The organism is Mesorhizobium sp. M1163, assembly GCF_040318415.1.
In the GTDB taxonomy this organism is placed as follows: domain Bacteria; phylum Pseudomonadota; class Alphaproteobacteria; order Rhizobiales; family Rhizobiaceae; genus Mesorhizobium.
The window spans coordinates 68,008-90,588 of sequence record NZ_JAMYMF010000033.1 but is presented as its reverse complement, the minus strand read 5'-3'; the positions used below and the strand labels follow the sequence as shown (position 1 = coordinate 90,588).

Sequence of the window (22,581 nt, the reverse complement as noted above, 5' to 3'; positions counted from 1 at the left end):
AGACCCAGTTCGCCGTCGTCTTCGGCGAAAGGTTCGTCAGCCAATGACGAAACCGGCCTCGCGCACAGAATTCCTGACAGTTCCCCTAGGTGCTGCTTCTTGTTTCTCTTCGACGTAAGGGCTCACCCATCGTCGGTTATCACGCGGCTTGTCCAACAGGTGCCAAGGGCCGCTTCTCTCTAGGCACGCGGCACAGGATATCTAACCCTTGCAGCCGGTCAAGGGCCTGTCACGCCGCCAATTTGGCCGCATCAGATTGCGCCGCTGCGTAGGCGGAGCAACTCTCTACGCCACGCAACCAAGGACCACACGCCTGCCCAAACGAGCGCTAGGACGAAAAAGGCGGTCGAGGCCGGTATCTGGTTAAGCACTGCGTAAAGGCCCAGCCAGTTGCTCATGTCAAAGATATCCAGCCGGAGCACCAATTCGGCGACTGAGAAAGGAACCCATATGGCTTCGCGTAGGTAGCGGTACGTCTGAGCCGAAAGCACGACGACGCCGTAGAAAGCAAGCCATCCGATGCCAACATACTGTAGGTAGTAAACATACGTCAGGATCGACTGAACATCGTTCCTGACCGCCTTTACCCACGCAGGCGCATCATCCGCAGTCATAGCTTCCCACCCCAACCAAGCCACAAACAAGTCCCTAGAGTTTCGCGGCCCCCACAGCAAGTGCTTACTCGCACGGCTCGGCCAGCCGCCGCTTTGCGTCAGCCAACGTCTGCTCGGCAAGCCCATGCACTCGGCCGTACCGCTTAATGGCCTCCTGCTCGCTTCCGCCTAGAGGCGCGACCAGCTCACCCTTGCCTAATATCTCCCGAAGCGGGTTGGGGACCTTGCGCCTATGGCGCCATGTCTGGCCGCGCTTCTGGACGTGTTTCAAGACCAGTCTCATTCGATTTGTACCCCTTGGTGTACCTAAAAGTGTACCTCGGGGAAAGCGGAGACCCTTGCAATCGTTATCTTTCAAGGCGTCTCGGGTGGGAAGTGGTGCCCCTAGCCGGGATCGAACCAGCACTCCTTGCGGAACTCGATTTTGAGTCGAGCGCGTCTACCAATTCCGCCATAGGGGCTCAGGCCGGGCGGCCTGGATGGGCGCGGACTATACGGTTGGAGGCCTGTTCGTCAACTGGCCAATTCCCGAGAACCTATCTAGCCCAAGCCTAGGCTTTCGATTTCGTCGTTGGAGGCTTCGGTCCATAGTGGGCATCTCAGCCCGTTTGAACCCTTCTACCGCAACAGCGGCCACAGAATGCCGATGAATACCGACGCCCCATCCATGAGCCAATGCGCCGTCGCCAGCGGCAGGATGCGGCGCACGCGCAGGTACACGAGGGTGATGAATGTCGAATGCGCGATGGGTGCCAAGAGCCGGTAGAGCATGAAGTGTGGGTCGAACGTCAGCGGCATCACCGCATGCTGAAACGACCAGGAAAACGCTACGACGGCAACGGCAAATCCCGTGCTTCCCGACAAGACTTGGAAACGCGGCAGAAGATAGCCGTTATAGGTGGTCTGCTCCGTAATGCCCCAGACCAACGGAAAGATCAGCACCCCGTAGAGCGCAGGCAAGAGCGGCAAAGGTCCGTATATTTGCGGTGCGTCAGGGTTGCCATAGACCAACAGGCTGCTGGCGGTGATCCCAGCGTAGATGAAAACGAGGCTCGGGAGGATGAGCGCAACGCCCAACAACAGATCGCGCCCCAAGCGTTTGCGATCGAAACCGACCAAATCGAGCAACGTGATGCCCTCGCGCCGCGCAAGGCACCAAAGGAGTCCAAGGCAGCCCGCGTCGATCAAGCTGCCGTATACCGGCAGCCAAGCCCCTGCGTAGCGCCAGGGCGTCGCCGAACCGTGCGCAGCGTACACGGCCGCAACCAGGCCCTGCGCGGCAACAGCGAAAGCCGACCGCGCGAACAACATCAGGGCGGGGCCGGACCATGTCAGCGCGCCGGCAGATCGCCGCTCGAGAATGGCGGCACGGGAGTTCGGGATTATGGCTTCGCTCATGATCGATGAAGTTGGGATCGGCTTCCGAACGTTATGGTGGAAACGAGTTCAGCCAAGTCCGGTTTCCGGAGTGAAAGCAGAATGTATCGAGCCGGCCATGAGCAAAACATCATCACCGAGGGCGGCTCACATCTCCTCGAGGGCGTCGGCAATATAGCCGCCGGTCTGAAGCTTCCACAGTCGGGCATAGAGCCCGTCGCGCTCCAGCAGCGCCGATGGTTTTCCCTCCTCGACGATGCGGCCTTTGTCGAGGACGACGATCCGGTCCATCCTGGCAATCGTCGACAGGCGATGGGCGATGGCGATCACAGTTTTGCCTTCCATCAGAAGAGCGAGCTTGTCCTGGACCGCCGCCTCGGCTTCGCTGTCCAATGCAGACGTCGCCTCATCGAGAACCAGGATTGGCGCGTCCTTGAGCAACACCCGGGCGATCGCAACGCGCTGGCGCTGGCCGCCGGAAAGTTTCACGCCGCGGTCGCCGACGAAAGCGTCGTAGCGGGTGCGGCCTTCACCATCTCTGAGATCGGCGATGAAGCCGTCGGCCTCGGCCAGCATCGCGGCGTGCTCCAACGCCTCCGGCGAGGCATCGGGCCGGCCGTAGCGGATGTTGTCGCCGACGGAGCGATGCAGCAGCGAGACGTCCTGGGTGACGACGCCGATGCTCTCCCGAAGGCTGGCCTGGGTCACGCTGCGGAGATCCTGCCCATCGATCAGGATCGCGCCGCCCTTCAGCTCGAAGAACCTTAGGAGCAGGCTGACAAGGGTCGACTTGCCGGCCCCGGAGAGGCCGACGAGCCCGACCTTCTCGCCGGCGCGCACGGTGAGCGACAGGTCTTCGATCACCCTTTGGCCCTCGCGGTATTCGAACTGGATGTTCTTGAATTCGACTTCGCCGGCAGTGACGTCGAGCGGCTTGGCGTTCGGCGCGTCTTTTATGGTCGGCGGCGTCGTCACGACCGGCATTGCGTCGCGGATGGTGCCCACCGCCTGGAAAATCTGCTGGCCCATCTGCAGGAAGGCACGGGAGTTGGCATTGAGCCGCTGCACGATGGCGATCGAAGCGGCGAACTGGCCAATCGTGACGAAGCCGGCGACAAATCCCCAGATCCCTATGGCAACGTTGGTGAGAAAGAGGGCAACGTTGAGCAGGACGACGGCCATGTCGGTCGTCAGATAGATGCGCCTTTCGCGCTGCTGGGTCTCGATGGCGTTTTCCATGACGGTCCGCATCGCGCCCGCCTCGCTGTCTTCCGCCGCAAACAGCTTGACCATCTGGATGTTGCTGTAGAGGTCGGTCATGGCGCCGACCACGAGGCTTCGCCCCCGCGCCGAGCGGCGCGACCGCTCGGAATATTGGGGTACCGCCACCACCGCAATCGCGATGTTGGCGGCGATCCAGACGAAAACCGGAAGCGCCAGCGGCCAGGACAACGCGCCAAGCAGAACGAGCGAACCGACGAGTTGCACCAGAAACAGCGGTATTCTGTAAAAGGCCACGACGATCTGCTGCTGCACGGCGGATGCGACTTGCGAAATGCGCGACGCAACCTGACCTGCGAAGAGATCGTGGAAGAAGGCAAGGTCCTGGCGTTCCACCGCCTTGTGGCCCTGCCATTGCATCGCCGCCGGCATGCATACGGCCACCGTCTGCGAGTTCAGCGCATTGCCCAGGAAGATGAGCAACGGCAGCACGGGGAAAACCAGCACGCCGAGCACGACCAGCGTCGGCCAGTCCTCGTGCAGGAAAACCGCCGCGCCCTTCGCGCTCACCCCGTCGACGACGAACGAGGCCCCCCAGATCGTCGCAAGGTTGATCCCCTCGATCGCCATCATCAAGACGGTAATGGCCGCAAGAGTGCCGCGGAACATCCTCGCGAAATGCAGGAGCAGCGCAAACGGCCCGCTCGCTGGCAGCGGCCCGGGTGGAATATCCAGCGGACGGATGAACGTCTCAAAGGGGCGGTAAATGAAATCGGAGAACGTCATGGCGGCGCAAAGGGCGGATGGAAAGACAGGATGTGACAAAAATCGCCGTATTTAAACACGGATCGTGTTCGACGGGAAAACCCACGATCTATTAGATATTGCCTTGACGCACTTCAGGCGGGCAGGTGCTCGATGCCATAGCCTGGTCGTCAACTGGCCAATCCCGACATCTGGGCTCGCTCAAGCCTCAGCCTTTCGATTTCGTGAAGCAGCTGCCATTGTGCAGCGCGGAAAATCTTTCTAGACAGGCGGCGCATGTCATTGAAGCGCACCTTGTCCGACGAGATTGATGCGGCGCGCTTCCAAGTCTTGTTTGTACATGTCGTGACCCAAGACCACTACCGGTTTGGGCGTGCATTAGGAGTGCCGATGCTTCGCGGACTTTACGACTGGACCTTGTCGCTGGCGGCGAGCAAATCCGCCGAATGGTGGCTGGCGTTCATCGCCTTCGTCGAGAGTTCGGTGTTCCTGGTGCCGGCCGACGTCCTCTATCTCCCGATGGCGCTGTCGCGGCCGGATCGCGCCTATCGTTACGCGCTGGTCGCCACCGTCGCCTCGGTGCTGGGCGGCATCGCCGGCTGGTTCATCGGGCACTACGCCTATGACGCGGTGGCGCGGCCGATCCTCGAATTTTACGGCAAATATGACGAGTTCGAGGCGATGCGCGTCTCGTCGGGTGTCGGCTTCATCATCCTGATGCTGGTCACCTCCGGCCTCGCCCATCTGCCGCCGATCAAGGTGGTGACAATCCTGTCCGGCGTCATCGGCGTTCCTTTGCTGCTGTTCATCGTGCTGGCAATCGTTGCGCGCGGAGCTCGCTTCCTGTTTCTCGCCTGGCTCTTGCGCCGCTATGGCGAGCCGATCCGCCACTTCATCGAAAAGCGCCTTGGCCAGATTGCGGGCGCCGGCGCCGCTGCCCTGATTTTGCTCTATATCGTCGTCAAATACGCCGTCTGAACGGCATCGAACCGAATGGACTGAGTCCGATGACAGCGACCGTGAATGCCGATACCGGACGCCAGCGGCTGCGCACCGCCCTGTTCCTCGCCGTCGCCATGGCCGCCACAGTCGGCTCGGCGCTGGCCTTCCAGTATGTTGGCGGCTACATCCCTTGCAAGCTCTGCCTCGAGCAGCGCACCCCTTACTATGTCGGCGTGCCCTTGATGCTGCTGGCGGTGCTTGCGTCGGCCCTTAAGGCGCCCGCCTGGATAAGCCGTGGCCTGCTGGCCATTGGCGGCCTGCTGATGCTCTACGGCCTCTATCTCAGCGTTTATCACTCCGGCGTCGAATGGGCGTGGTGGCCGGGCCCGACCGATTGCACCGCAGCCGCCGGACCGGTGGACACCGGCGGCAAGGGCGTGCTCGACGCGCTCGACAAATTCGTCCCGCCCTCCTGCGACAAGGCGGCGCTCCGCATCCTCGGCCTGTCCTTGGCCGGCTGGAACGCCATCGCCAGCTTTGTCCTGGCAGTCGTCGCCTTCCGCAGCGCCTTTGCCCGCGATTGAGCGGTTCACCCTTGCGCCGACGTGAGATTATTCAAGAATTCGGCAGGCTGAGTCGTATCAAGTGATTATCGAGAACCGGAGCGGAGCGTACTAAAGTACGTGAGCACCAGCCTACGCCAGCCGTAGCCTTAACTACCACACCACGACCGCTCATAAATGCTTCGGCCGGCGAAGGCCGGAAGCGCAGAAAATCGCTTCAGACGGCTAGCCTCCCGAATATCGGATGATCTCAAGGCTCCAGTTCGACATCCCAGTACAGATAATCCATCCAGCTTTCGTGCAGATGGTTGGGCGGGAACAGCCGGCCGTTGTTATGCAAATCATGCACCGTCGGCTGGTAGGGCTTCTGCAGCGGCCACATCTTGGCGTGGGCCGGCATCATGCCGCCCTTCCTCAGATTGCAGGGCGAGCAGGCAGCGACGACATTCTCCCAGGTCGTGGCGCCGCCGCGATGGCGCGGAATGACATGGTCGAACGTCAGATCGTCCGGCGTGCCGCAATATTGGCACTGGAAACGGTCGCGCAGGAAGACGTTGAACCGGGTAAACGCCGGATGCCTCGACGGCTTCACGTAGGCCTTCAGGCTGACGACACTCGGCAGCTTCATCGAAAAGGTCGGCGAAGAGACGGCGTGTTCGTATTCGGCGACGATGTTCACCCTCTCGAGGAACACCGCCTTGATGGCATCCTGCCAGGACCAGAGCGACAGGGGGTAATAGCTGAGCGGACGGTAATCCGCATTCAGCACCAGCGCTGGAAGCCCATCCGGAGATACGGCAACCGTCACGTCGTTGACCTCCTTCACCCTAGAACCGGTCGACGCGGATACTGTAAGCCCGACATGACAGGGATGTGAAGCGGATTGTCGATCATGCCGGGTCTCAAAAACGCATGATTTCAATGCTCTTTTGCGGATTCAGGCCGGAGGCGCGGCATCCCTGCCCTTCAATTCGCGATAATAAGCCCAGAAAAGCCGCGATGCGACACCGCGCCACGGGCTCCATGATTCGGCAAGCTGGATCAGCATTTTCTCCGGCGGACGCGGGTCGATGCCGAGCGCATGGCCGACCGCGCTCTGCAAAGCAACGTCGCGCGCCGGAAAGATATCTGGGTGTCCGGCGGCAAACAAAAGGTAGACTTCAGCCGTCCACGGGCCGATGCCTGGCACCTTGGTCATGGCTGCGATCGCCTCCGTCGCATCGAGCTGGCAGAGGTGATCGAGGTCGAGCCCGTCGGCCACCGCCTGGGCCACGGCAATCAGGCCGCGCTGCTTGGGCCGCGACAGCCCGACCTCGCGGAAGACCGCCTCATCGGCGGCTAGTATCGCCTGCGGCGTCAGCGGATCGAGCAGTTTCGTCAGCCGGCCGAAGATGGCATCGGCGCTCGCGCGGGACACTTGTTGCGAAACGACGATCGAGGCAAGGCTCCTGAAGCCCGGCTCCGACAGCCTGAGCGGCACCTCGCCGGCCATGCCGCGCACCTTGTCCAGGCGCGGATCTAGCAGGCACAGCGCGTCCAGGCCTTGCGCAATGTCGTCGAGACTGGCGATGCGTTGCATGTCTGCTTGTTCCAAAATCAAAAGTGCCGCACGCTCCGTTGCGCGCCCCTCTGGACGCGCGACGCTGCCGGCGCAAAGTAGCAATTGGCGAAACTGCCGCACAACCCGATTGCCGCCGGACAATGACACTGCTGACATTCCGCTTCGCGCCGAGCCCGAATGGCGAATTGCATCTCGGCCACGCCTATTCGGCGCTGCTCAACCAGAAAATGGCCAAGGCGGCGGGCGGACGCCTGCTGCTGCGCATCGAGGACATCGACACGACACGCTGCACGCCGGAATTCGAGGCGGGCATTTTTCGCGACCTGAAATGGTTGGGGCTTGGCTGGGAGGAACCGGTGCGCCGCCAGTCCGAGCACTTTGCCGAATATCGGGCTATGCTCGAGCGGCTGATCGAGGAAGAGCTTGTCTATCCAGCCTTCATGAGCAGAAGTGAGATCCGCGCCTTCATCACCGACAGCGAAAAGCGCGGCCGCGACTGGCCTCGCGACCCGGACGGCGTGCCGCTCTATCCCGCCGCCGACAAGGCGCTGCCGGCGAGCGAGCGTAAGCGGCGCATCGTCGAAGGTGCACCATTTGCCTGGCGGCTAGACGTCGATGCGGCAATGGCGCGGGTCGGCAGGGATCTGACATGGGCCGAATACACGGACGAGACGCTCTCTGGGACGCGTCATGTCGAGGCCCGACCGCAGGATTGGGGCGACGTGATCGTGGCGCGTCGCGAAATCCCGACCAGCTATCATCTCGCCGTCACCATGGACGACGCGCTGCAGGGCGTCAGCCATGTCGTACGCGGCCATGACCTTTATTCCGCAACCGGCGTGCAGCGGCTGCTTCAGCAACTGCTTGGCCTGCCGCAGCCAGCCTATTTCCACCATCGCCTGATCCTCGGCCCGGATGGACGAAAACTGTCGAAGAGTCTTGGCGATACCGGCCTTGCCACCCAGCGTGAGGCAGGCGCCTCGCCCGACGATGTCAGGCGGCTGGTCGGTCTTTAGACCGGTGAGCCGACGGCCATCAACGGCGCTCCTTCAATTCAAATGACTCTATGGATCAACCGTTTGGTTTTGCTTGCCGGCCCGAACGGCATTAAGCAATCGCCGCAGTCGATCCCTCACCCGAATTCACCGCGGCGTCCGGAAAATGCACAGCCTCAAGCGGTTCATCCCCGCCTCTTTCGTCGTCCTGTGGGCGACCGGCTTCATCGGCGCGCGCTATGCCATGCCGTGGGCGGAGCCTTTTACTTTCCTGGCTGCGCGCTTTGTCCTGGCCGCAATCCTGCTTGTCGCGTTGATGGCCGCGCTTGGTTCGAGCCGCGCCACCCGCGACGAGGCGCTGCACGCGGCCGGCGCCGGCATCCTGATGCATGGGGTCTATCTCGGCGGCGTGTTCTGGGCCATCCACCGGGGCATGCCCGCAGGGCTTTCAGCCCTGATCGTCGGCCTGCAGCCGCTGATCACGGCAGTGCTCGCCGGCCGGCTTCTGGGCGAGGCCATCCTGCCGCGCCACTGGGCCGGTCTCGGCCTCGGGTTGATCGGCGTGGTAATCGTGCTCTGGCCGAAGCTCGGCGCGCTCGGCGGCGGCGTGACCGCCGAAACATTGGGCGCCTCGCTGGTCTCCGTACTCGGCATGAGCGCCGGCACGATCTGGCAGAAGCGTTTCGCCTCCGGCGGCGATCTGGTGGCTGCCACGTTCTGGCAATATGTCGGCGGCGCATCGGTGATGGCTCTGGCCTCGCTTGCCTTCGAGACCCGGACGGTGATCGTCAATGGCGAATTGATCTTCGCCATGGCCTGGCTCGTGCTGGTGCTGTCGATCGGCGCCATCTTCCTGTTGATGGTGATGATCCGCGACGGCGAGATGTCGAAGGTCGCCTCGCTGTTTTACCTCGTGCCGGCCGTCACCGCGGTCATCGCCTGGGCATTGTTCGGCGAGCAATTGAGCCCGCTCCAGATCGCCGGCATGGCGATCGCGACGCTCGGCGTCGGGCTGGCGACGGCTCAGCCACCGACGCGGGCGCGCGCCTCCAAATAGCGGCTGATCGCGGCGTTGAGCTCGCCGCCGAGGATGAAGATCGCCGAGACGATGTAGAGGAAGACAACGGCGATCATGATCGAGGCGAGGCCGGCATAGGTCGTCACATAGGACGAGAAATGGTCGAGATAGGCGGCGAAGATGGTCGACCCGATGAGCCAGCCGACCAGCGTGAAGATGATGCCAGGCACGATCGAAACGAACCGGCGCTTGCCGGCCGGCAACCAGAAATGCACGGCGAACAGGCCGCCGATGATGACGACCGAGGCGATGACGTAACGCCAGAGGGTGATCGTGCCCATATAGGGTTTTATCCATTCAAGATGAGATTCGGCCAGCCGCGCCAGCAATGGCGCAAAGACCAGCAGCACGCTGATCGCCAAAAACCCGGCCGTCGCGATCAGCACGAAGATGATGCTCTGCACCCGCCGGTAGATGATGCCGCGCGTTTCTGAGACACGATAGGCGCGGTTGAGCGAGGTGCGCAGCGCCTCGATGCCGTTCGAGGCGAAGTATCCGGCAAGCACGATACCGTAGGTCAACAGGTCGCTGCGCCTGACGGTAAGTACGTTGAGCACTTCGCGCGCGATCGGTTTGGCGATCTGCTCGGGCCATGTGTCGAACACAAGGTGCACGGCGGTGTCTGCGAAAGCCTGCGCGCCGAAAAAACTCGCCAGCGTCGTGGCGAAGATCAGGAAAGGAAAAAGCGCCATCAGCGCGGTGATCGCCAGATGGCTGGCCATTGCCCAGCCGTCGTCGGTGTTGAAATGGCCGAGCGCGTCGTAGAGCACGCGTTTGAGGGCTACGATCTTCCGCAACAAGAACCGCGTTCCCTTCGATTGTCCCGACGCCGCGAATATGGGAAGGGTTTGCGGTAAATGACAACCCTCGGTCAAACCACCATTCCTCCCGAAGAAGAGTTGCGCACCATCATTGTCACCGGTGCCTCTTCCGGAATAGGCGCCTATTGCGCCCATGCTCTTAAGAAGGAAGGCTGGCGGGTGTTCGCAACGGCCCGAAAGCCGGAAGATGTCGCTACGCTCGAGGCCGACGGCATCGAGGCCTTTTATCTGGACTACACCGAGCCCGGATCGATCGAGGCGCTGGTGGCGTCGGTGCTGGAGCGGACCGGCGGCCGGCTCGATGCCCTTTTCAACAACGGCGCCTACGGGCAGCCCGGTGCCGTCGAGGACCTGCCGGTCGAAGCTTTGCGGCAGCAGTTCGAGGCCAATGTCTTTGGCTGGCACGATCTCACTCGCCGTGTCGTACCGGTGATGCGCCGCCAGGGCCATGGTCGTCTCGTTCATTGCTCATCGATCCTCGGCCTCGCGCCGCTGCCTTTCCGTGGCGCTTACTCGGCATCGAAGCACGCCGTCGAGGGGCTGATGCTGTCCCTTTATCAAGAACTCCTCGGCAGCGGCATCCATGTTTCGCTGATCGAGCCGGGGGCGGTGAAATCGAAGATCGCCAGCAACAGCCTCCCCTGGTTCCTTGCGAACATCGATCACGAGAACTCAGTCCATCGCCTCGCCTATGCTGTGCAACTCAAACGGCTGCGGGCCGGCGGCAGCACATCGCGGCTGAAGCCCGGGCCGGAGGTGGTTTATGCCGCCTTGCGCCATGCGCTTCTGTCGCGGCGCCCGCGCCCCCATTATGTGGTAACTGTGCCGGCCAGGATCGGCGCGATCCTTAAACGCATCCTGCCGTCTTCGGTACTCTATCGTCTGCTCGCCAAACGCGCCTGAACGCAATCCAACTGGAACACACCATGGCAACCGTCTTCAACATCCTCGCTGTTCTCGTCATGGTCGCCGTGGTGATCGTGCTGATCCGCGGCCTCATCAACATGATGCGCGGCGGCTCCAGCATGACCTCCAACAAGCTGATGCAGACGCGCGTGCTGTTGCAGTTCGTGGCCTTGGTGCTGATCATGCTGGCGGTGTATTTCACCCGTAAGTGACGCACCAGCCAGCAGCCGGGAGGTAACCCGTGGTCAAGCTCAACAAGATCTACACGCGCACCGGCGACGATGGCACCACCGGCCTCGGCTCTGGTGAGCGGCGGCTGAAATCCGACCTTCGCATCGACGCCTACGGCACGGTCGACGAGGCAAATGCCTGCATCGGCATGGCTCGCATCCATACAGCGGCGGTAAATCCGGCGATCGATGCGATGCTCGGCCGCATCCAGAACGATCTTTTCGATCTCGGCACCGATCTGGCAGTCCCCGATAATGGCAAGCCGCTCGACTACGAGCCGCTGCGCATCATCGCCTCGCAGACCGAGCGCATCGAACAGGACATCGACCTCCTCAACAAGGACCTTGAGCCGCTAAAATCCTTCGTACTCAACGGCGGTACGCCGGCCGCCGCCGCCCTTCACCTCGCCCGCACGGTGGCCCGCCGCGCCGAGCGCATCATGGTGGCGCTGTCGCAAGATCCAGACGAGCACGTCAATCGCGAGGCGATAAGATACATCAACCGGGTCTCGGACTTTCTGTTCGTCGCCGCACGCGCGGTCAATGACAATGGAAATGCCGACGTGCTATGGATTCCCGGCAAGAACCGCTGAATCCGCCGGAAGCGGGAGAGGCCCGATGTTCATTCCGCTCTACGACACCAACCGGCTGCGGCACATCAAGCTGCAATATGTGACGATCAGCCTGATCGCGCTCAATGTGTTGATCTATTTTGTAACAACACTTGGCGGCGAGGACTTCGCCAACGCCGCGGTATTGGGCCTCGGCTTCATCCCGTCGGTTGTGCATGACAGCGTCGAGCTCGCTCCGCAATTTGTCGTCATTCCGGAGAGCCTGAGCTATCTGACCTATTCCTTCCTGCACGCGGATATCTTCCACCTCGGCGGCAACATGCTGTTCCTGTGGGTGTTCGGCGACAATGTCGAGGATGCGCTCGGCCATGTCCGCTATCTCGTCTTCTACCTGCTTTGCGCCATTGCCGGCGCTTTCTTCCAGGGCTTGGTGGCCTGGGATTCGGAAGTGCCGCTGATCGGCGCGTCGGGCGCCATCGCCGGCGTCGTCGCCGCCTATCTGATCCTTTATCCGCGTGTGAAGGTATGGGTGCTGGTCTTCGCCCGCATCCCGTTGCGCATCCCGGCCTTCATCCCGCTCATCCTGTGGATCCTGTTCCAGATCTTCATGTTTGCCCAGGGTGGCGAGGACCAGGTCTCCTGGGCCTGCCACATCGGCGGCATCATCGCCGGAGCCGTGCTGGTGCTTGTCTTGCGCAGCCGCGGCGTGCCGCTACTCGCCGGCGCAGACGAGGAGCCGGCCGTGGTCGCCGGTCCGGTGCCCGTAGCCGTGGAGCCGGCGCCAAGCGACCCACAACCTGCGCAGCCGGCGCCGCGCTGGGGCCGGGGAAGCGTTTCCGGTCCGGACTGAACCGATTTGAGTGCTTTCGCCGAGGATCCGAGTGCACCCGGGATATTGACGGGCGGGGTCGCCGCAACTACGGAAGCGCCAACCTACTGGCGTGGCGAAGACCAGAATTCCGTCCGGAATGTCGGCTTTCGACAACTCTGAAGAGGTGCACGCTGCTATAGCGCGCCCGACGAGCGTGAAGAGACTATCGTGAAAGAGGTGACAGGCAAATGAAGATCCTTGTGCCCGTGAAGCGGGTTGTGGATGCAAACGTCAAGGTCCGGGTGAAGGCGGACGGTTCGGCGGTGGAACTCGCCAACGTCAAGATGGCGATGAACCCGTTCGACGAGATCGCGGTGGAAGAGGCGATCCGGCTGAAGGAAGCGGGCAAGGCCGAAGAGATCATCGTCGTGTCGATCGGGCCGCAGCAGGCACAGGAGACCTTGCGCACGGCGCTCGCCATGGGCGCCGACCGCGCCATCCTGGTCAAGACCGACGAGCAGACTGAGCCGCTGGGCGTCGCCAAGGTGCTGAAGGGGGTCGTAGAGGCAGAACAGCCCGGCCTGGTCATTCTCGGCAAGCAGGCGATCGACGACGATTCCAACCAGACCGGCCAGATGCTGGCCGCACTTCTCGGCTGGGCGCAGGGCACCTTCGCCTCCAAGATCGTGCTCGACGGTGACAAGGCCACGGTGACGCGCGAGGTCGATGGCGGCCTGCAGACGCTGGAACTGAAGATGCCGGCAATCGTCACGGCCGATTTGCGGCTGAACCAGCCACGCTATGCGTCGCTGCCGAACATCATGAAGGCCAAGAAGAAGCCGCTCGACGAGAAGAGCCCTGCCGACTACGGCGCCGACGTCAAGCCGCGGCTGAAAGTGATCAAGACCGAGGAGCCGGGCGGCCGCAAGGCGGGCGTCAAGGTCAAGAGCGTCGCCGAACTGGTGGACAAGCTGAAAAACGAAGCCGGCGTGCTGTAAGGCCAGGAAGGGACAACAAAAATGACAATTCTTCTGATTGCCGAACACGACAACGCGGCGCTTTCCGACCAGACTGCCAAGGCGCTTTCGGCGGCGCTGCAGATCGGTTCGGACGTGCATGTGCTGGTTGCCGGCAAGGGCGCCAAGCCGGCAGCGGACGCCGCCGCCAAGCTCAAGGGCGTCACCAAGGTGCTGCTCGCCGACGCCGACGAACTGACCGAGCGTCTCGCCGAACCGCTGGCGGCGCTCGTCATTTCGCTTGCTGAGCCATACGACACGATCATTGCGCCGGCGACCTCGTCGGGCAAGAACGTCTCGCCGCGCGTCGCGGCCCTGCTCGATGTCGCCCAGATATCGGAAATCATCGAAGTCGTGTCGCCCGACACCTTCAAGCGACCGATCTATGCCGGCAACGCCATCCAGACCGTGCAGTCGAGCGACGCCAAGAAGGTCATCACCGTGCGCACTGCTTCCTTTCAGGCAGCACCCGAGGGCGGTTCCGCGCCGGTCGAGACGGTTCAGGCGGCAGCCAATCCCGGCCTGTCGATTTTTGTCGAAAACAAGCTGTCCGAGACCGACCGTCCGGAGCTGACCTCGGCCAGGATCATCATTTCGGGCGGCCGTGCGCTGGGCTCCTCCGAGAAGTTCCAGGAGGTCATCCTGCCGGTCGCAGACAAGCTCGGTGCGGCTGTCGGCGCATCTCGCGCCGCGGTCGATGCCGGCTATGCGCCGAACGACTGGCAGGTCGGCCAGACCGGCAAGGTGGTGGCGCCCGATCTCTATATTGCCGTCGGCATCTCCGGCGCCATCCAGCACCTTGCCGGCATGAAGGATTCAAAGGTCATCGTCGCCATCAACAAGGACGAGGAAGCGCCGATCTTCCAGGTCGCCGACTACGGCCTCGTCGGCGACCTCTTCGTCATTCTGCCGGAACTGCAAAAGGCGCTTTGACGCCCTCTGCCAAAGCGTATTAAATTCTGCGGGGTGGGGTAGACGAAGTCGCCCCGCCCTTTTAGTTTGCACTGCACAAAAAGCAGGCCGCAAAGGCCTTGACGGGATCGGGTAATGAGCAAGATCGAGACGATCGGCATCATCGGCGCGGGCCAGATGGGTGGCGGCATCGCCCATGTATCGGCGCTGGCGGGCTACAAGGTGCTGGTTTACGACATTTCGCCCGACCGCATCGAAAAGGGCATTGCTACGGTCAGCGGCAACATGGCCCGTCAGGTCGGCTCCGGCAAACTTGAGGAAAAGCTGCGCAACGAGGCGATGGCGCGCATTTCCGCGGCGCCGGCCATGGCCGACCTTGCGGGCGCCGATCTGGTGATCGAAGCGGCGACCGAAGACGAGACAGTCAAACGCAAGATCTATGCTCAGCTCTGCCCGCAGCTCAACCCCGAGGCCATCCTGGCGACGAACACCTCGTCGATCTCGATCACCCGGCTGGCTTCGCAGACCGACCGCCCGGAACGCTTCATCGGCATACATTTCATGAACCCGGTTCCGGTGATGAAGCTGGTCGAGCTGGTGCGCGGCATCGCCACCGAGGACCAGACCTTCGAGGCAGCAAAAACCTATGTGAAGCAGCTCGACAAGACGATCACCGTCTCGGAGGATTTCCCGGCCTTCATCGTCAACCGCATCCTGCTGCCGATGATCAACGAGGCGATCTACACGCTCTATGAAGGTGTCGGCTCGGTCGACGCCATCGATACCGCCATGAAGCTCGGCGCCAACCATCCGATGGGGCCGCTGCAGCTTGCCGACTTCATCGGGCTGGATACCTGCTTGTCGATCATGCAGGTGCTGCATGACGGCCTGTCGGATTCGAAATACCGCCCCTGCCCGCTGCTGGTCAAATATGTCGAGGCCGGTTGGCTCGGCCGCAAGACCGGGCGCGGCTTCTACGACTATCGCGGCGAGCATCCCGTTCCGACGCGCTGATCGCCATCGCTACCAGCGCACGAAAAGCCGTCCGCCGACCGCCCCGAGCGCGGCAAGGCCGGCGATCGCGATCGTATACCAGGTGCCGACGAAAAGCGGCGAATCGTCGAAGCAATGCGCTGCATAGAAGGTCGCCGCCAGCCCGCCGGCAAGCAGGCCCGCGGTCGCACCGGCAAGCACCGGCCTTGTTGGCGCGCCATGGCGCAGCACCGCGAGAAAGACGGCAAGCGGGCCGATGCCGATCAACGGAATGAAGGTCAGGCAGATGACCATGTTCGTGCCGACCAGGCGCGTGCCCCAGTCGGACGCAGGCACGACGAGGAGTTCGAGAATCACGGCCATAATCACCAGCAGCGGCGCGGCGATCATCCAGCTCGCCGCCCGCCCTGTCGATGCACCGGGCGTCGACAGCGCGCGGACGAGGGCAAAGGCGCTGACGGCTAGAGCAATCGTGAAGACGAATTTGGACAGGAACCGCATCGTGTGCATGGCAAATGCGATGTCGGGACGTGGGCCGATCGTCAGCCAGAAAACCGCGGCCGCGATCACGATGGCCGCGCCGGTTGCAAGCAACCAGGCGGCGCCCAGCGGCAGCGCCTTGCTGCGGACATCGGCATCGAGCGCCTTGATAAGATCTTCGGTCCTCATGCTATTCCCGCCCCGCCCCGAACCGTTTGGCAATGGCGGCAAGCCCGCGGTGTAGTGACACCCGCACAGCCGTCTCGCTGATGCCGAATTTCGCCGCCGTCTCGCCGATCGAACAGCCTTCGACCGACACGGCCGAGACGACCGAACGCTGCGCCGGCGACAGGCAGTCGAGTGCCCGGTTGACGTCGCGCTCGCTGATCGCCTCCGATTCCGGCTCGGCAAAGGTCTCGGCGATTTCGTCGATCTCGATCTCGATCCGCCGGCCGCGCCGCCGGAACGCATCGATCAGCTTGAAGCGGGCTATTGCATAAACCCAAGGCAGCACCGGCGCATCATGGCGCCAGGTATGTCGTTTCACATGAATGGCCAGCAAGGTTTCCTGCACGACGTCCTCGGGATCGACCCCGCCCTGCACGATCTTGCGCCGGGCAAAGCCACGAACGAGGGCGGCGATCCGGTGCAGAAAGTCGGCATAGGCCCTTTCGTCTCCGGCGATTGCGGCCCGCAGCAGCCGGGAAAGCTCGGCTTCGTCCTTGCCGCTCACAAGAGTTCACTCCCCGATATTCGCGTCTCGGCGCTGGTTTGTTACGTGGCCGGCGAAATAATGTCCAAGGCAAATTAGCTGGGCATCACGAAAGTTTGCTCCTTTTGAGCGATTGAGCGGCCGAGCAATGTTGACTGCGCTAGTCATGTATTGATAGGTGCAGCATACCAAGCCAAAGACCATCGAAATCGAGGACGATGCCATGAAATATGCTCTTTCCGCCCTTGCCGGTGCGACAGCACTTGCAATCAGCCTGATCGCCGGCCCGGCGTTAGCCGAGGACGAGGGCATCGTCGTCTACAACGCCCAGCACGAAAACCTGACCAAGGCCTGGGCGGAAGGATTCACCAAGGAAACCGGCATCAAGGTCACCGTCCGGAACGGCGGCGACAGCGATTTCTCCAATCAGATCGTTGCTGAGGGGTCCTCTTCGCCAGCTGATGTGTTCCTGACGGAAAACTCACCGGCCATGGTGCTGGTCGAGACAGCCGGCCTGTTCGCGCCGGTCAACGCCGAGACGCTGGCCCAGGTTCCGCAGGAGTACCAGCCGGTGAGCGGCAAATGGGTCGGCGTTGCCGCGCGCAGCACCGTCTTTGCCTACAACAAGACCAAGCTGACCGCCGACCAGCTGCCCAAATCGCTGCTCGATCTCGCCGATCCGAGCTGGAAGGGCCGTTGGGCCGCTTCGCCCTCCGGCGCCGATTTCCAGGCGATCGTCAGCGCCTTGCTGCAGCTCAAGGGTGAGACTGCCACGGCCGACTGGCTGAAGGCGATGAAAGAGAATTTTACCGCCTACAAGGGCAACAGCACGGTGATGAAGGCGGTCAATGCCGGCGAGGTCGAAGGCGGCGTGATCTATCACTACTACTACTACGGCGATCAGGCCAAGACCGGCGAGAACAGCAAGAATGTCGAGTTGCACTATTTCAAGCACGAGGACCCCGGCGCTTTCGTCTCGGTTTCCGGCGGCGGTGTGCTGGCCTCGAGCAAGCACCCGAAGGAAGCCCAGGCTTTCCTGAAATGGGTCACCGGCAAGGGCGGCCAGGACGTGCTGAAAACCGGCGATTCGTTCGAATACGCAGTCGGCAAGGGCGCCGAGTCCAATCCGAAGCTGGTGCCGCTGGCCGATCTGCAGGCGCCGAAAGTCGACCCGACGGCGCTGAACTCGAAAAAGGTGACCGACCTGATGACGGCGGCCGGCTTGCTTTAGTCGGCGTTCGTCCTAAAAGGGCAACCGACTGCGCTCCTGTGGGAATTCGCTTTCCGCGGGAGCGCTCTGTTTTCAAAATGGCATTTGCCCATGACCACAAGCTGCTCGCCACATTGTCGGCCGCCGATCGTTTCCGCCTCCGGGCGGACCCGGCGCAACGTCTGATCTGATGCAGTCTGCGATCGATCTCGCACCTTCAGGCTTGCCGGCCGACACCACGGGCGTGCGGGCACGTCGTTGGTCGGTCTCATGGATTGCGTTGGCTGCCGTCTTTGTCTCGCTTTTCGCGCTGCTGCCGCTTGCCTTCATCGTCTGGGTGGCGGTGCAGACCGGCTGGGAAACGGTGGCGGCGCTGGTGTTCAGGCCGCGCGTCGGCGAGCTTCTGGTCAACACCAGCCTGCTGGTGGTGCTGGCGGTGCCGATCTCGATCGTGCTGTCGGTGGCGCTGGCTTGGCTGACGGAGCGCAGCGATCTGCCGGGTGCCCGCTTATGGGCCTGGCTGTCGGTGGCGCCGCTCGCCATTCCCGCCTTCGTCCACAGTTACGCCTGGATCACCATGGTGCCCAGACTGCACGGCCTGTGGGCCGGCGTGCTTGTGTCCGTCATCGCCTATTTCCCCTTCCTTTATCTGCCGGTGGCGGCGGCATTGCGCCGGCTCGATCCCGCTCTCGAAGATGCAGCGGCAGCCCTTGGTCTCGGCCCGTGGCGCGTGTTCAGGCGTGTCGTGCTGCCGCAGCTCCGGCTCGCCATTTGCGGTGGCTCCCTGCTGGTCGGCCTGCATCTCCTGGCCGAATACGGGCTCTACGTGTTCATCCGCTTCGATACATTCACCACCGCGATCGTCGACCAGTTTCAGTCGACCTTCAACGGTCCCGCCGCCAACATGCTGGCCGGCGTACTGGTGACCTGCTGCTTCGTGCTGCTCGGGCTGGAGGTGCTGGTGCGCGGCGAGGAGCGCTATGCCCGCGTCGGCTCGGGTGCTGCGCGCCACCAGCAGCGCACGAGCCTTGGGCGCGCCACCATTCCTTGCCTGCTGCTGCCCGCTGTTACCACGCTGCTGGCGCTCGGGGTGCCGTTCGTCACTATCGGTCGCTGGCTCATGGCCGGCGGCGCCGATATCTGGCGGCTCGACGAGATCGGCCTGGCGCTTGGTCAGACACTGTTCCTGGCGATTGCAGGCGCGCTGCTCGCCACCGTCGCGGCAATGCCGATGGCGTGGATTTCGATCCGCGCGCCGGGGCGGCTGCAACGCGTCCTGGAAGGCTGCAACTATATCGTCGGCGCGTTGCCCGGCGTCGTCATCGCGCTGGCGCTGGTCACCATCACCGTGCGTATCGCCATGCCGCTCTACCAGACCTTGTTCACGATCCTGGTCGCCTATGCGCTGATGTTCCTGCCGCGCGCCCTGATAAGCCTCAGGGCGTCAATCGCACAGGCGCCGGTCGAGCTCGAACGCGCCGCCTCCAACCTCGGCCGGTCGCCCCTCAAGGCACTGTGGTCGACGACGATCCGCCTGTCGGCGCCGGGCGCCGCGGCCGGCATGGCATTGGTCGCGCTCGGCATCATGAACGAGTTGACCGCAACCCAGATGCTGGCGCCCAACGGCACCCGCACGCTGGCCATGGCGTTCTGGTCCTATAGCGGCGAGATCGACTATGCGTCGGCGGCGCCTTATGCCTTGATCATGGTGGCGATGTCGCTGCCTTTGACCTGGCTGCTCTACGTCCAGTCGAAGCGGATGGCCGGGCGATGAGCTTTCTCGAGCTGAGCGGCATCCACAAGCACTACGGCCCCGTGGCAGCACTTGCCGGCGTCGACCTCAGCGTGGCCAGCGGCAGCCGTACGGCGATCGTCGGGCCATCCGGTTGTGGCAAGACCACCTTGCTGCGGCTGATCGCCGGCTTCGAGGCGCCCGACCAGGGCCGCATCGTGCTCGATGGCGAGGTGCTGGCCGATGGCGACACGGCCGTGCCGGCGCATCGCCGCGGCATCGGGCTGGTGGCGCAGGACGGCGCTCTGTTCCCGCATCTGAGCATCGCCGCCAATATCGGGTTCGGCATGGGCCGTCACGAGGAAAAGCGGAGCGATCGCATCGCCGAGCTCGCCTATGTCGTCGGGCTGGACAAAGGGATCCTGAAGCGCCGCCCGCACGAACTCTCCGGCGGCCAGCAGCAGCGCGTCGCGCTCGCCCGCGCCATGGCCATGAAGCCGCGGCTGATGCTGCTCGACGAGCCGTTCTCGGCGCTCGACACCGGCTTGCGCGCCTCAATGCGCAAGGCCGTGGCCGAGCTCCTCGAAACGGCCGGCATCACCACCATCCTGGTCACCCATGATCAGGCCGAGGCGCTGTCATTCGCCAGCCAGGTCGCGGTGATGCGCGACGGCAAATTCTCGCAGGTCGGCACGCCGCGCGAGCTCTATTTCAAGCCGAAGGACCGGATGATCGCCGAGTTCCTCGGTGACGCCATCGTCCTGCCGGCCAGGATCGCCGATGGCGTTGCCACCTCGCCGCTCGGCCGCATTGCCGTCGACAGCACGGAGCGGCGCGACGTCGCGCGCATCATGCTACGGCCGGAGCAGGTGCTGCTGAAACGGACATCGCGTGAAGGCATGTCCGGCACGCCGGACATGCTGTTCGGCGAGGTGACGGAATCCGAATTCGCCGGCTCGATGTGCACGATCGCGGTGCGTCTCTTGAACAGCCCCGATCCGCCCGATGCCGCCGCCATCGGCAACACGCCGTTGATCCTGCGCAAGCCGGGAATGGACGCGCCGGCGATCGGCGAGATCGTCCGGCTGACCGTGTCGGGCAAGGCGCATGTGTTTGCCTGAACGGTTTTGCGCAAGGCCGACCTCAATCGACCCGTTTACCGGCATGATCGAACCAGTGCAGCTTTTCAGACCTGGCCACGACGCGCAATTTGTCGCCTGGCTTGGCGCTGGCGCGGCCTGAGACGCGCACGACGATACGGCTGCCGGCTGCCGCGCAGTGGAGAAAGCTTTCGGCACCGACCGGCTCGACTGCTTCCACTGTCGCCGGCAACGCGAGCGCGCCGGCCGGCGCCTCTGCCGTGAAGGTGATATCGGCATCCTCCGGACGAAAGCCGAGTGTCACCGCCTTGCTTTGTCCAGGCGCCGAGCCAATCACCGTCCCGTCCGTCAGTACCGAGCCTGGAGAGGCCCCCGTGAGGGCCAGCAGATTCATCGGCGGCGCGCCGATGAAGGAAGCAACGAAGGTCGAGGCCGGCTTCTCGTACACGTCGAGCGGCGCGCCGATCTGCTCGACCAGGCCGGAGTTCATGACGACAAGGATGTCGGCCAGCGTCATCGCCTCAAGTTGGTCGTGGGTGACATAAACCGAGGTGACGCCAAGCGAGCGCTGCAAATTCTTGATCTCGACGCGCATCTGCCCGCGCAATTTCGCATCGAGGTTGGACAGCGGTTCGTCGAACAGGAAGACTTTCGGGTTGCGCACGATGGCGCGGCCCATGGCGACACGCTGGCGCTGACCGCCGGAAAGCTCGCGCGGGCGCCGGTCGAGCAGCCCCGAAAGCCCCAGCACCTTGGCGGTCGAGCGCACCCTGCTGTCTATCTCGTCCTTCGGCGTGCCGCGGTTGCGCAGACCATAGGCCATGTTGTCGTAGACCTTCATATGCGGATAGAGCGCGTAGTTCTGGAACACCATGGCGATGTCGCGCTCGGTCGGGCCAATGGCGTTGACCACCTTGCCGTCGATGGCGACTGTACCGACCGAAATCGTCTCGAGCCCGGCGATCATCCTCAGCAGCGTGGACTTGCCGCAGCCGGACGGGCCGACCAGCACGCAAAGCTCCTTGTCGGGAATGGCGATGGAAACGCCCTTCACGGCCTCGACGCCGCCGGGATAGATCTTCTTGACATCCTTCAGATCGACGGTCGCCATCGGCTTCTCACTTTTCGGATTCGACCAGGCCGCGCACGAACCAGCGTTGCATCAGCACCACGACCAGGATCGGCGGCACGATGGCCAGCATCGCGGTGACCATGACCAGGTGCCATTGGGTGTCGGCATCGGCGAAGGAAACCATCTTTCGCAGCGCGATGACGATGGTGTTCATGTCGTTGCTGTTGGTGACGAGCAGCGGCCAAAGATACTGCGTCCAGCCGTAGATGAAGAGGATCACGAACAGCGCGGCGATGTTTGTCTGCGACAGCGGTACCAGAATATCGAAAAAGAAGCGCCATGGACCGGCACCGTCGACACGCGCCGCCTCGACCAGTTCGCCCGGGATGGTCATGAAGAACTGGCGAAACAGCAGCGTTGCGGTGGCCGAGGCGATCAGCGGGATAATCAGGCCGGCATAGGTGTCGATCATGCCGAGATCGACCATCACCTTGTAGGTCGGCAGAATGCGCACCTCGACCGGAAGCATCAAGGTGATGAAGATCAGCCAGAAGAAGGTCATGCGCAGCGGAAAGCGGAAGAACACGATCGCGTAGGCCGACAGGATCGAGATGAAGATCTTTCCCACCGCGACGCCGAGCGCCATGATCGTGGTGTTGAGGAGCAGTCTGCCCACGCTGACACCGCCGATACGACCGATGCCGCCGAACAGCGCCTCGCTGTAATTGTTCCATAGCTGGTCGCCGGGCAACAGCGGCAGCGGCGGCCTGAGGATCGTTTGCAGCGTGTGCGTCGAGGCAACGAAGGTGTAGTAGATCGGAAAAACCACGATCAATATGCCAAGGATAAGCACGGCATGGGCGATGACGGTGCGGAGCGGGGATTGGCCGATCATCGC

At 63.0% G+C, this 22,581-nt stretch carries 25 protein-coding genes and 1 tRNA gene; 14 read left to right on the top strand and 12 right to left on the bottom strand.

Annotated features, from left to right (window positions below):
- Window positions 1-251: 251 nt before the first annotated feature.
- The 5 genes from NKH43_RS27100 to NKH43_RS27080 all read right to left on the bottom strand — a co-directional run bounded on the left by NKH43_RS27100 (window position 252) and on the right by NKH43_RS27080 (window position 3,998).
- Window positions 252-614: a hypothetical protein gene (locus tag NKH43_RS27100; protein ID WP_352860746.1), complete on the bottom strand. Its 363-nt coding sequence runs from the start codon at window positions 612-614 to the stop codon at window positions 252-254.
- Between the two features lie 64 nt (window positions 615-678).
- Complete coding sequence (locus NKH43_RS27095) at window positions 679-897, bottom strand: DUF6538 domain-containing protein (protein WP_352860744.1); 219 nt, start codon at window positions 895-897, stop codon at window positions 679-681.
- A gap of 93 nt (window positions 898-990) precedes the next feature.
- Window positions 991-1,075: transfer RNA gene (locus tag NKH43_RS27090), tRNA-Leu, on the bottom strand.
- A 157-nt stretch (window positions 1,076-1,232) separates the two neighbouring features.
- Window positions 1,233-1,925: a CPBP family glutamic-type intramembrane protease gene (locus tag NKH43_RS27085; protein ID WP_352860742.1), complete on the bottom strand. Its 693-nt coding sequence runs from the start codon at window positions 1,923-1,925 to the stop codon at window positions 1,233-1,235.
- A 213-nt stretch (window positions 1,926-2,138) separates the two neighbouring features.
- The gene (locus NKH43_RS27080) at window positions 2,139-3,998 is read right to left on the bottom strand and encodes an ABC transporter ATP-binding protein (protein WP_352860740.1); all 1,860 of its coding nucleotides are present in this window, start codon (window positions 3,996-3,998) and stop codon (window positions 2,139-2,141) included.
- Between the two features lie 369 nt (window positions 3,999-4,367).
- Between NKH43_RS27080 and NKH43_RS27075 the strand changes: the two genes are divergently transcribed.
- Both NKH43_RS27075 and NKH43_RS27070 read left to right on the top strand, forming a co-directional pair.
- Window positions 4,368-4,955 (top strand): YqaA family protein, encoded by a 588-nt coding sequence (locus tag NKH43_RS27075; protein ID WP_023721063.1) that lies wholly within the window; start codon window positions 4,368-4,370, stop codon window positions 4,953-4,955.
- Window positions 4,956-4,984: 29 nt separating this feature from the next.
- Window positions 4,985-5,503, top strand: coding sequence for a disulfide bond formation protein B (locus NKH43_RS27070; RefSeq protein ID WP_023721064.1), 519 nt, complete (start codon window positions 4,985-4,987; stop codon window positions 5,501-5,503).
- A 229-nt stretch (window positions 5,504-5,732) separates the two neighbouring features.
- On the opposite strand, the gene NKH43_RS27065 is transcribed toward NKH43_RS27070, so the two are convergent.
- Window positions 5,733-6,290 (bottom strand): HNH endonuclease, encoded by a 558-nt coding sequence (locus NKH43_RS27065; protein WP_023677956.1) that lies wholly within the window; start codon window positions 6,288-6,290, stop codon window positions 5,733-5,735.
- A 129-nt stretch (window positions 6,291-6,419) separates the two neighbouring features.
- On the bottom strand, window positions 6,420-7,061 hold the full coding sequence (locus NKH43_RS27060; protein ID WP_352860739.1) for a DNA-3-methyladenine glycosylase family protein: 642 nt from the start codon (window positions 7,059-7,061) through the stop codon (window positions 6,420-6,422).
- Between the two features lie 122 nt (window positions 7,062-7,183).
- On the opposite strand from NKH43_RS27060, the gene gluQRS reads away from it, so the two are divergent.
- Both gluQRS and NKH43_RS27050 read left to right on the top strand, forming a co-directional pair.
- Window positions 7,184-8,059, top strand: a complete 876-nt coding sequence (gluQRS, locus tag NKH43_RS27055; protein ID WP_352860737.1) for a tRNA glutamyl-Q(34) synthetase GluQRS — start codon at window positions 7,184-7,186, stop codon at window positions 8,057-8,059.
- A 145-nt stretch (window positions 8,060-8,204) separates the two neighbouring features.
- The gene (locus NKH43_RS27050) at window positions 8,205-9,095 is read left to right on the top strand and encodes a DMT family transporter (protein ID WP_352860735.1); all 891 of its coding nucleotides are present in this window, start codon (window positions 8,205-8,207) and stop codon (window positions 9,093-9,095) included.
- Here the strand turns inward: NKH43_RS27050 and NKH43_RS27045 are convergent.
- Complete coding sequence (locus NKH43_RS27045; RefSeq protein WP_031194564.1) at window positions 9,062-9,916, bottom strand: YihY/virulence factor BrkB family protein; 855 nt, start codon at window positions 9,914-9,916, stop codon at window positions 9,062-9,064. The genes NKH43_RS27050 and NKH43_RS27045 overlap by 34 nt on opposite strands.
- Before the next feature lie 57 nt (window positions 9,917-9,973).
- Between NKH43_RS27045 and NKH43_RS27040 the strand changes: the two genes are divergently transcribed.
- From NKH43_RS27040 to NKH43_RS27010, 7 genes are all read left to right on the top strand, one after another.
- On the top strand, window positions 9,974-10,840 hold the full coding sequence (locus tag NKH43_RS27040; RefSeq protein ID WP_352860733.1) for an SDR family oxidoreductase: 867 nt from the start codon (window positions 9,974-9,976) through the stop codon (window positions 10,838-10,840).
- Between the two features lie 23 nt (window positions 10,841-10,863).
- Window positions 10,864-11,055, top strand: coding sequence for a twin transmembrane helix small protein (locus tag NKH43_RS27035; RefSeq protein ID WP_023677950.1), 192 nt, complete (start codon window positions 10,864-10,866; stop codon window positions 11,053-11,055).
- A 29-nt stretch (window positions 11,056-11,084) separates the two neighbouring features.
- Entirely contained in the window at window positions 11,085-11,666 is a 582-nt protein-coding gene (locus tag NKH43_RS27030) for a cob(I)yrinic acid a,c-diamide adenosyltransferase (RefSeq protein WP_352860731.1), read from the top strand.
- Between the two features lie 25 nt (window positions 11,667-11,691).
- Window positions 11,692-12,495 (top strand): rhomboid family intramembrane serine protease, encoded by an 804-nt coding sequence (locus tag NKH43_RS27025; RefSeq protein WP_352641379.1) that lies wholly within the window; start codon window positions 11,692-11,694, stop codon window positions 12,493-12,495.
- A 209-nt stretch (window positions 12,496-12,704) separates the two neighbouring features.
- Complete coding sequence (locus NKH43_RS27020) at window positions 12,705-13,454, top strand: electron transfer flavoprotein subunit beta/FixA family protein (RefSeq protein ID WP_023677947.1); 750 nt, start codon at window positions 12,705-12,707, stop codon at window positions 13,452-13,454.
- A gap of 21 nt (window positions 13,455-13,475) precedes the next feature.
- A complete protein-coding gene (locus NKH43_RS27015) occupies window positions 13,476-14,405 on the top strand; it encodes an electron transfer flavoprotein subunit alpha/FixB family protein (RefSeq protein ID WP_352817710.1) in 930 nt (309 codons plus the stop codon).
- A 114-nt stretch (window positions 14,406-14,519) separates the two neighbouring features.
- Window positions 14,520-15,398, top strand: a complete 879-nt coding sequence (locus tag NKH43_RS27010) for a 3-hydroxybutyryl-CoA dehydrogenase (protein WP_023721073.1) — start codon at window positions 14,520-14,522, stop codon at window positions 15,396-15,398.
- A gap of 9 nt (window positions 15,399-15,407) precedes the next feature.
- Here the strand turns inward: NKH43_RS27010 and NKH43_RS27005 are convergent, their stop codons facing one another.
- Together NKH43_RS27005 and NKH43_RS27000 are read right to left on the bottom strand one after the other, a co-directional pair.
- Window positions 15,408-16,046 (bottom strand): NrsF family protein, encoded by a 639-nt coding sequence (locus tag NKH43_RS27005; protein ID WP_352847588.1) that lies wholly within the window; start codon window positions 16,044-16,046, stop codon window positions 15,408-15,410.
- 1 nt (window position 16,047) lies between these two features.
- Window positions 16,048-16,590: a sigma-70 family RNA polymerase sigma factor gene (locus NKH43_RS27000; RefSeq protein WP_352860729.1), complete on the bottom strand. Its 543-nt coding sequence runs from the start codon at window positions 16,588-16,590 to the stop codon at window positions 16,048-16,050.
- Window positions 16,591-16,792: 202 nt separating this feature from the next.
- Here NKH43_RS27000 and NKH43_RS26995 point away from each other — a divergent pair, with 202 nt between their 5' ends.
- The 3 genes from NKH43_RS26995 to NKH43_RS26985 all read left to right on the top strand — a co-directional run bounded on the left by NKH43_RS26995 (window position 16,793) and on the right by NKH43_RS26985 (window position 20,632).
- On the top strand, window positions 16,793-17,800 hold the full coding sequence (locus tag NKH43_RS26995; RefSeq protein ID WP_352860727.1) for an iron ABC transporter substrate-binding protein: 1,008 nt from the start codon (window positions 16,793-16,795) through the stop codon (window positions 17,798-17,800).
- 169 nt (window positions 17,801-17,969) lie between these two features.
- Entirely contained in the window at window positions 17,970-19,553 is a 1,584-nt protein-coding gene (locus NKH43_RS26990) for an ABC transporter permease (protein WP_352860726.1), read from the top strand.
- Window positions 19,550-20,632, top strand: a complete 1,083-nt coding sequence (locus tag NKH43_RS26985; RefSeq protein WP_352860724.1) for an ABC transporter ATP-binding protein — start codon at window positions 19,550-19,552, stop codon at window positions 20,630-20,632. Before NKH43_RS26990 ends, NKH43_RS26985 begins: the two co-directional genes overlap by 4 nt.
- A 22-nt stretch (window positions 20,633-20,654) precedes the next feature.
- On the opposite strand, the gene ugpC is transcribed toward NKH43_RS26985, so the two are convergent.
- Both ugpC and ugpE read right to left on the bottom strand, forming a co-directional pair.
- A complete protein-coding gene (ugpC, locus tag NKH43_RS26980) occupies window positions 20,655-21,722 on the bottom strand; it encodes a sn-glycerol-3-phosphate ABC transporter ATP-binding protein UgpC (RefSeq protein WP_352860723.1) in 1,068 nt (355 codons plus the stop codon).
- A gap of 7 nt (window positions 21,723-21,729) precedes the next feature.
- Window positions 21,730-22,578 carry a sn-glycerol-3-phosphate ABC transporter permease UgpE gene (ugpE, locus tag NKH43_RS26975; RefSeq protein ID WP_352860722.1) on the bottom strand — a complete coding sequence of 283 codons (849 nt, stop codon included), beginning with the start codon at window positions 22,576-22,578 and terminating at the stop codon, window positions 21,730-21,732.
- Between the last annotated feature and the right edge of the window lie 3 nt (window positions 22,579-22,581).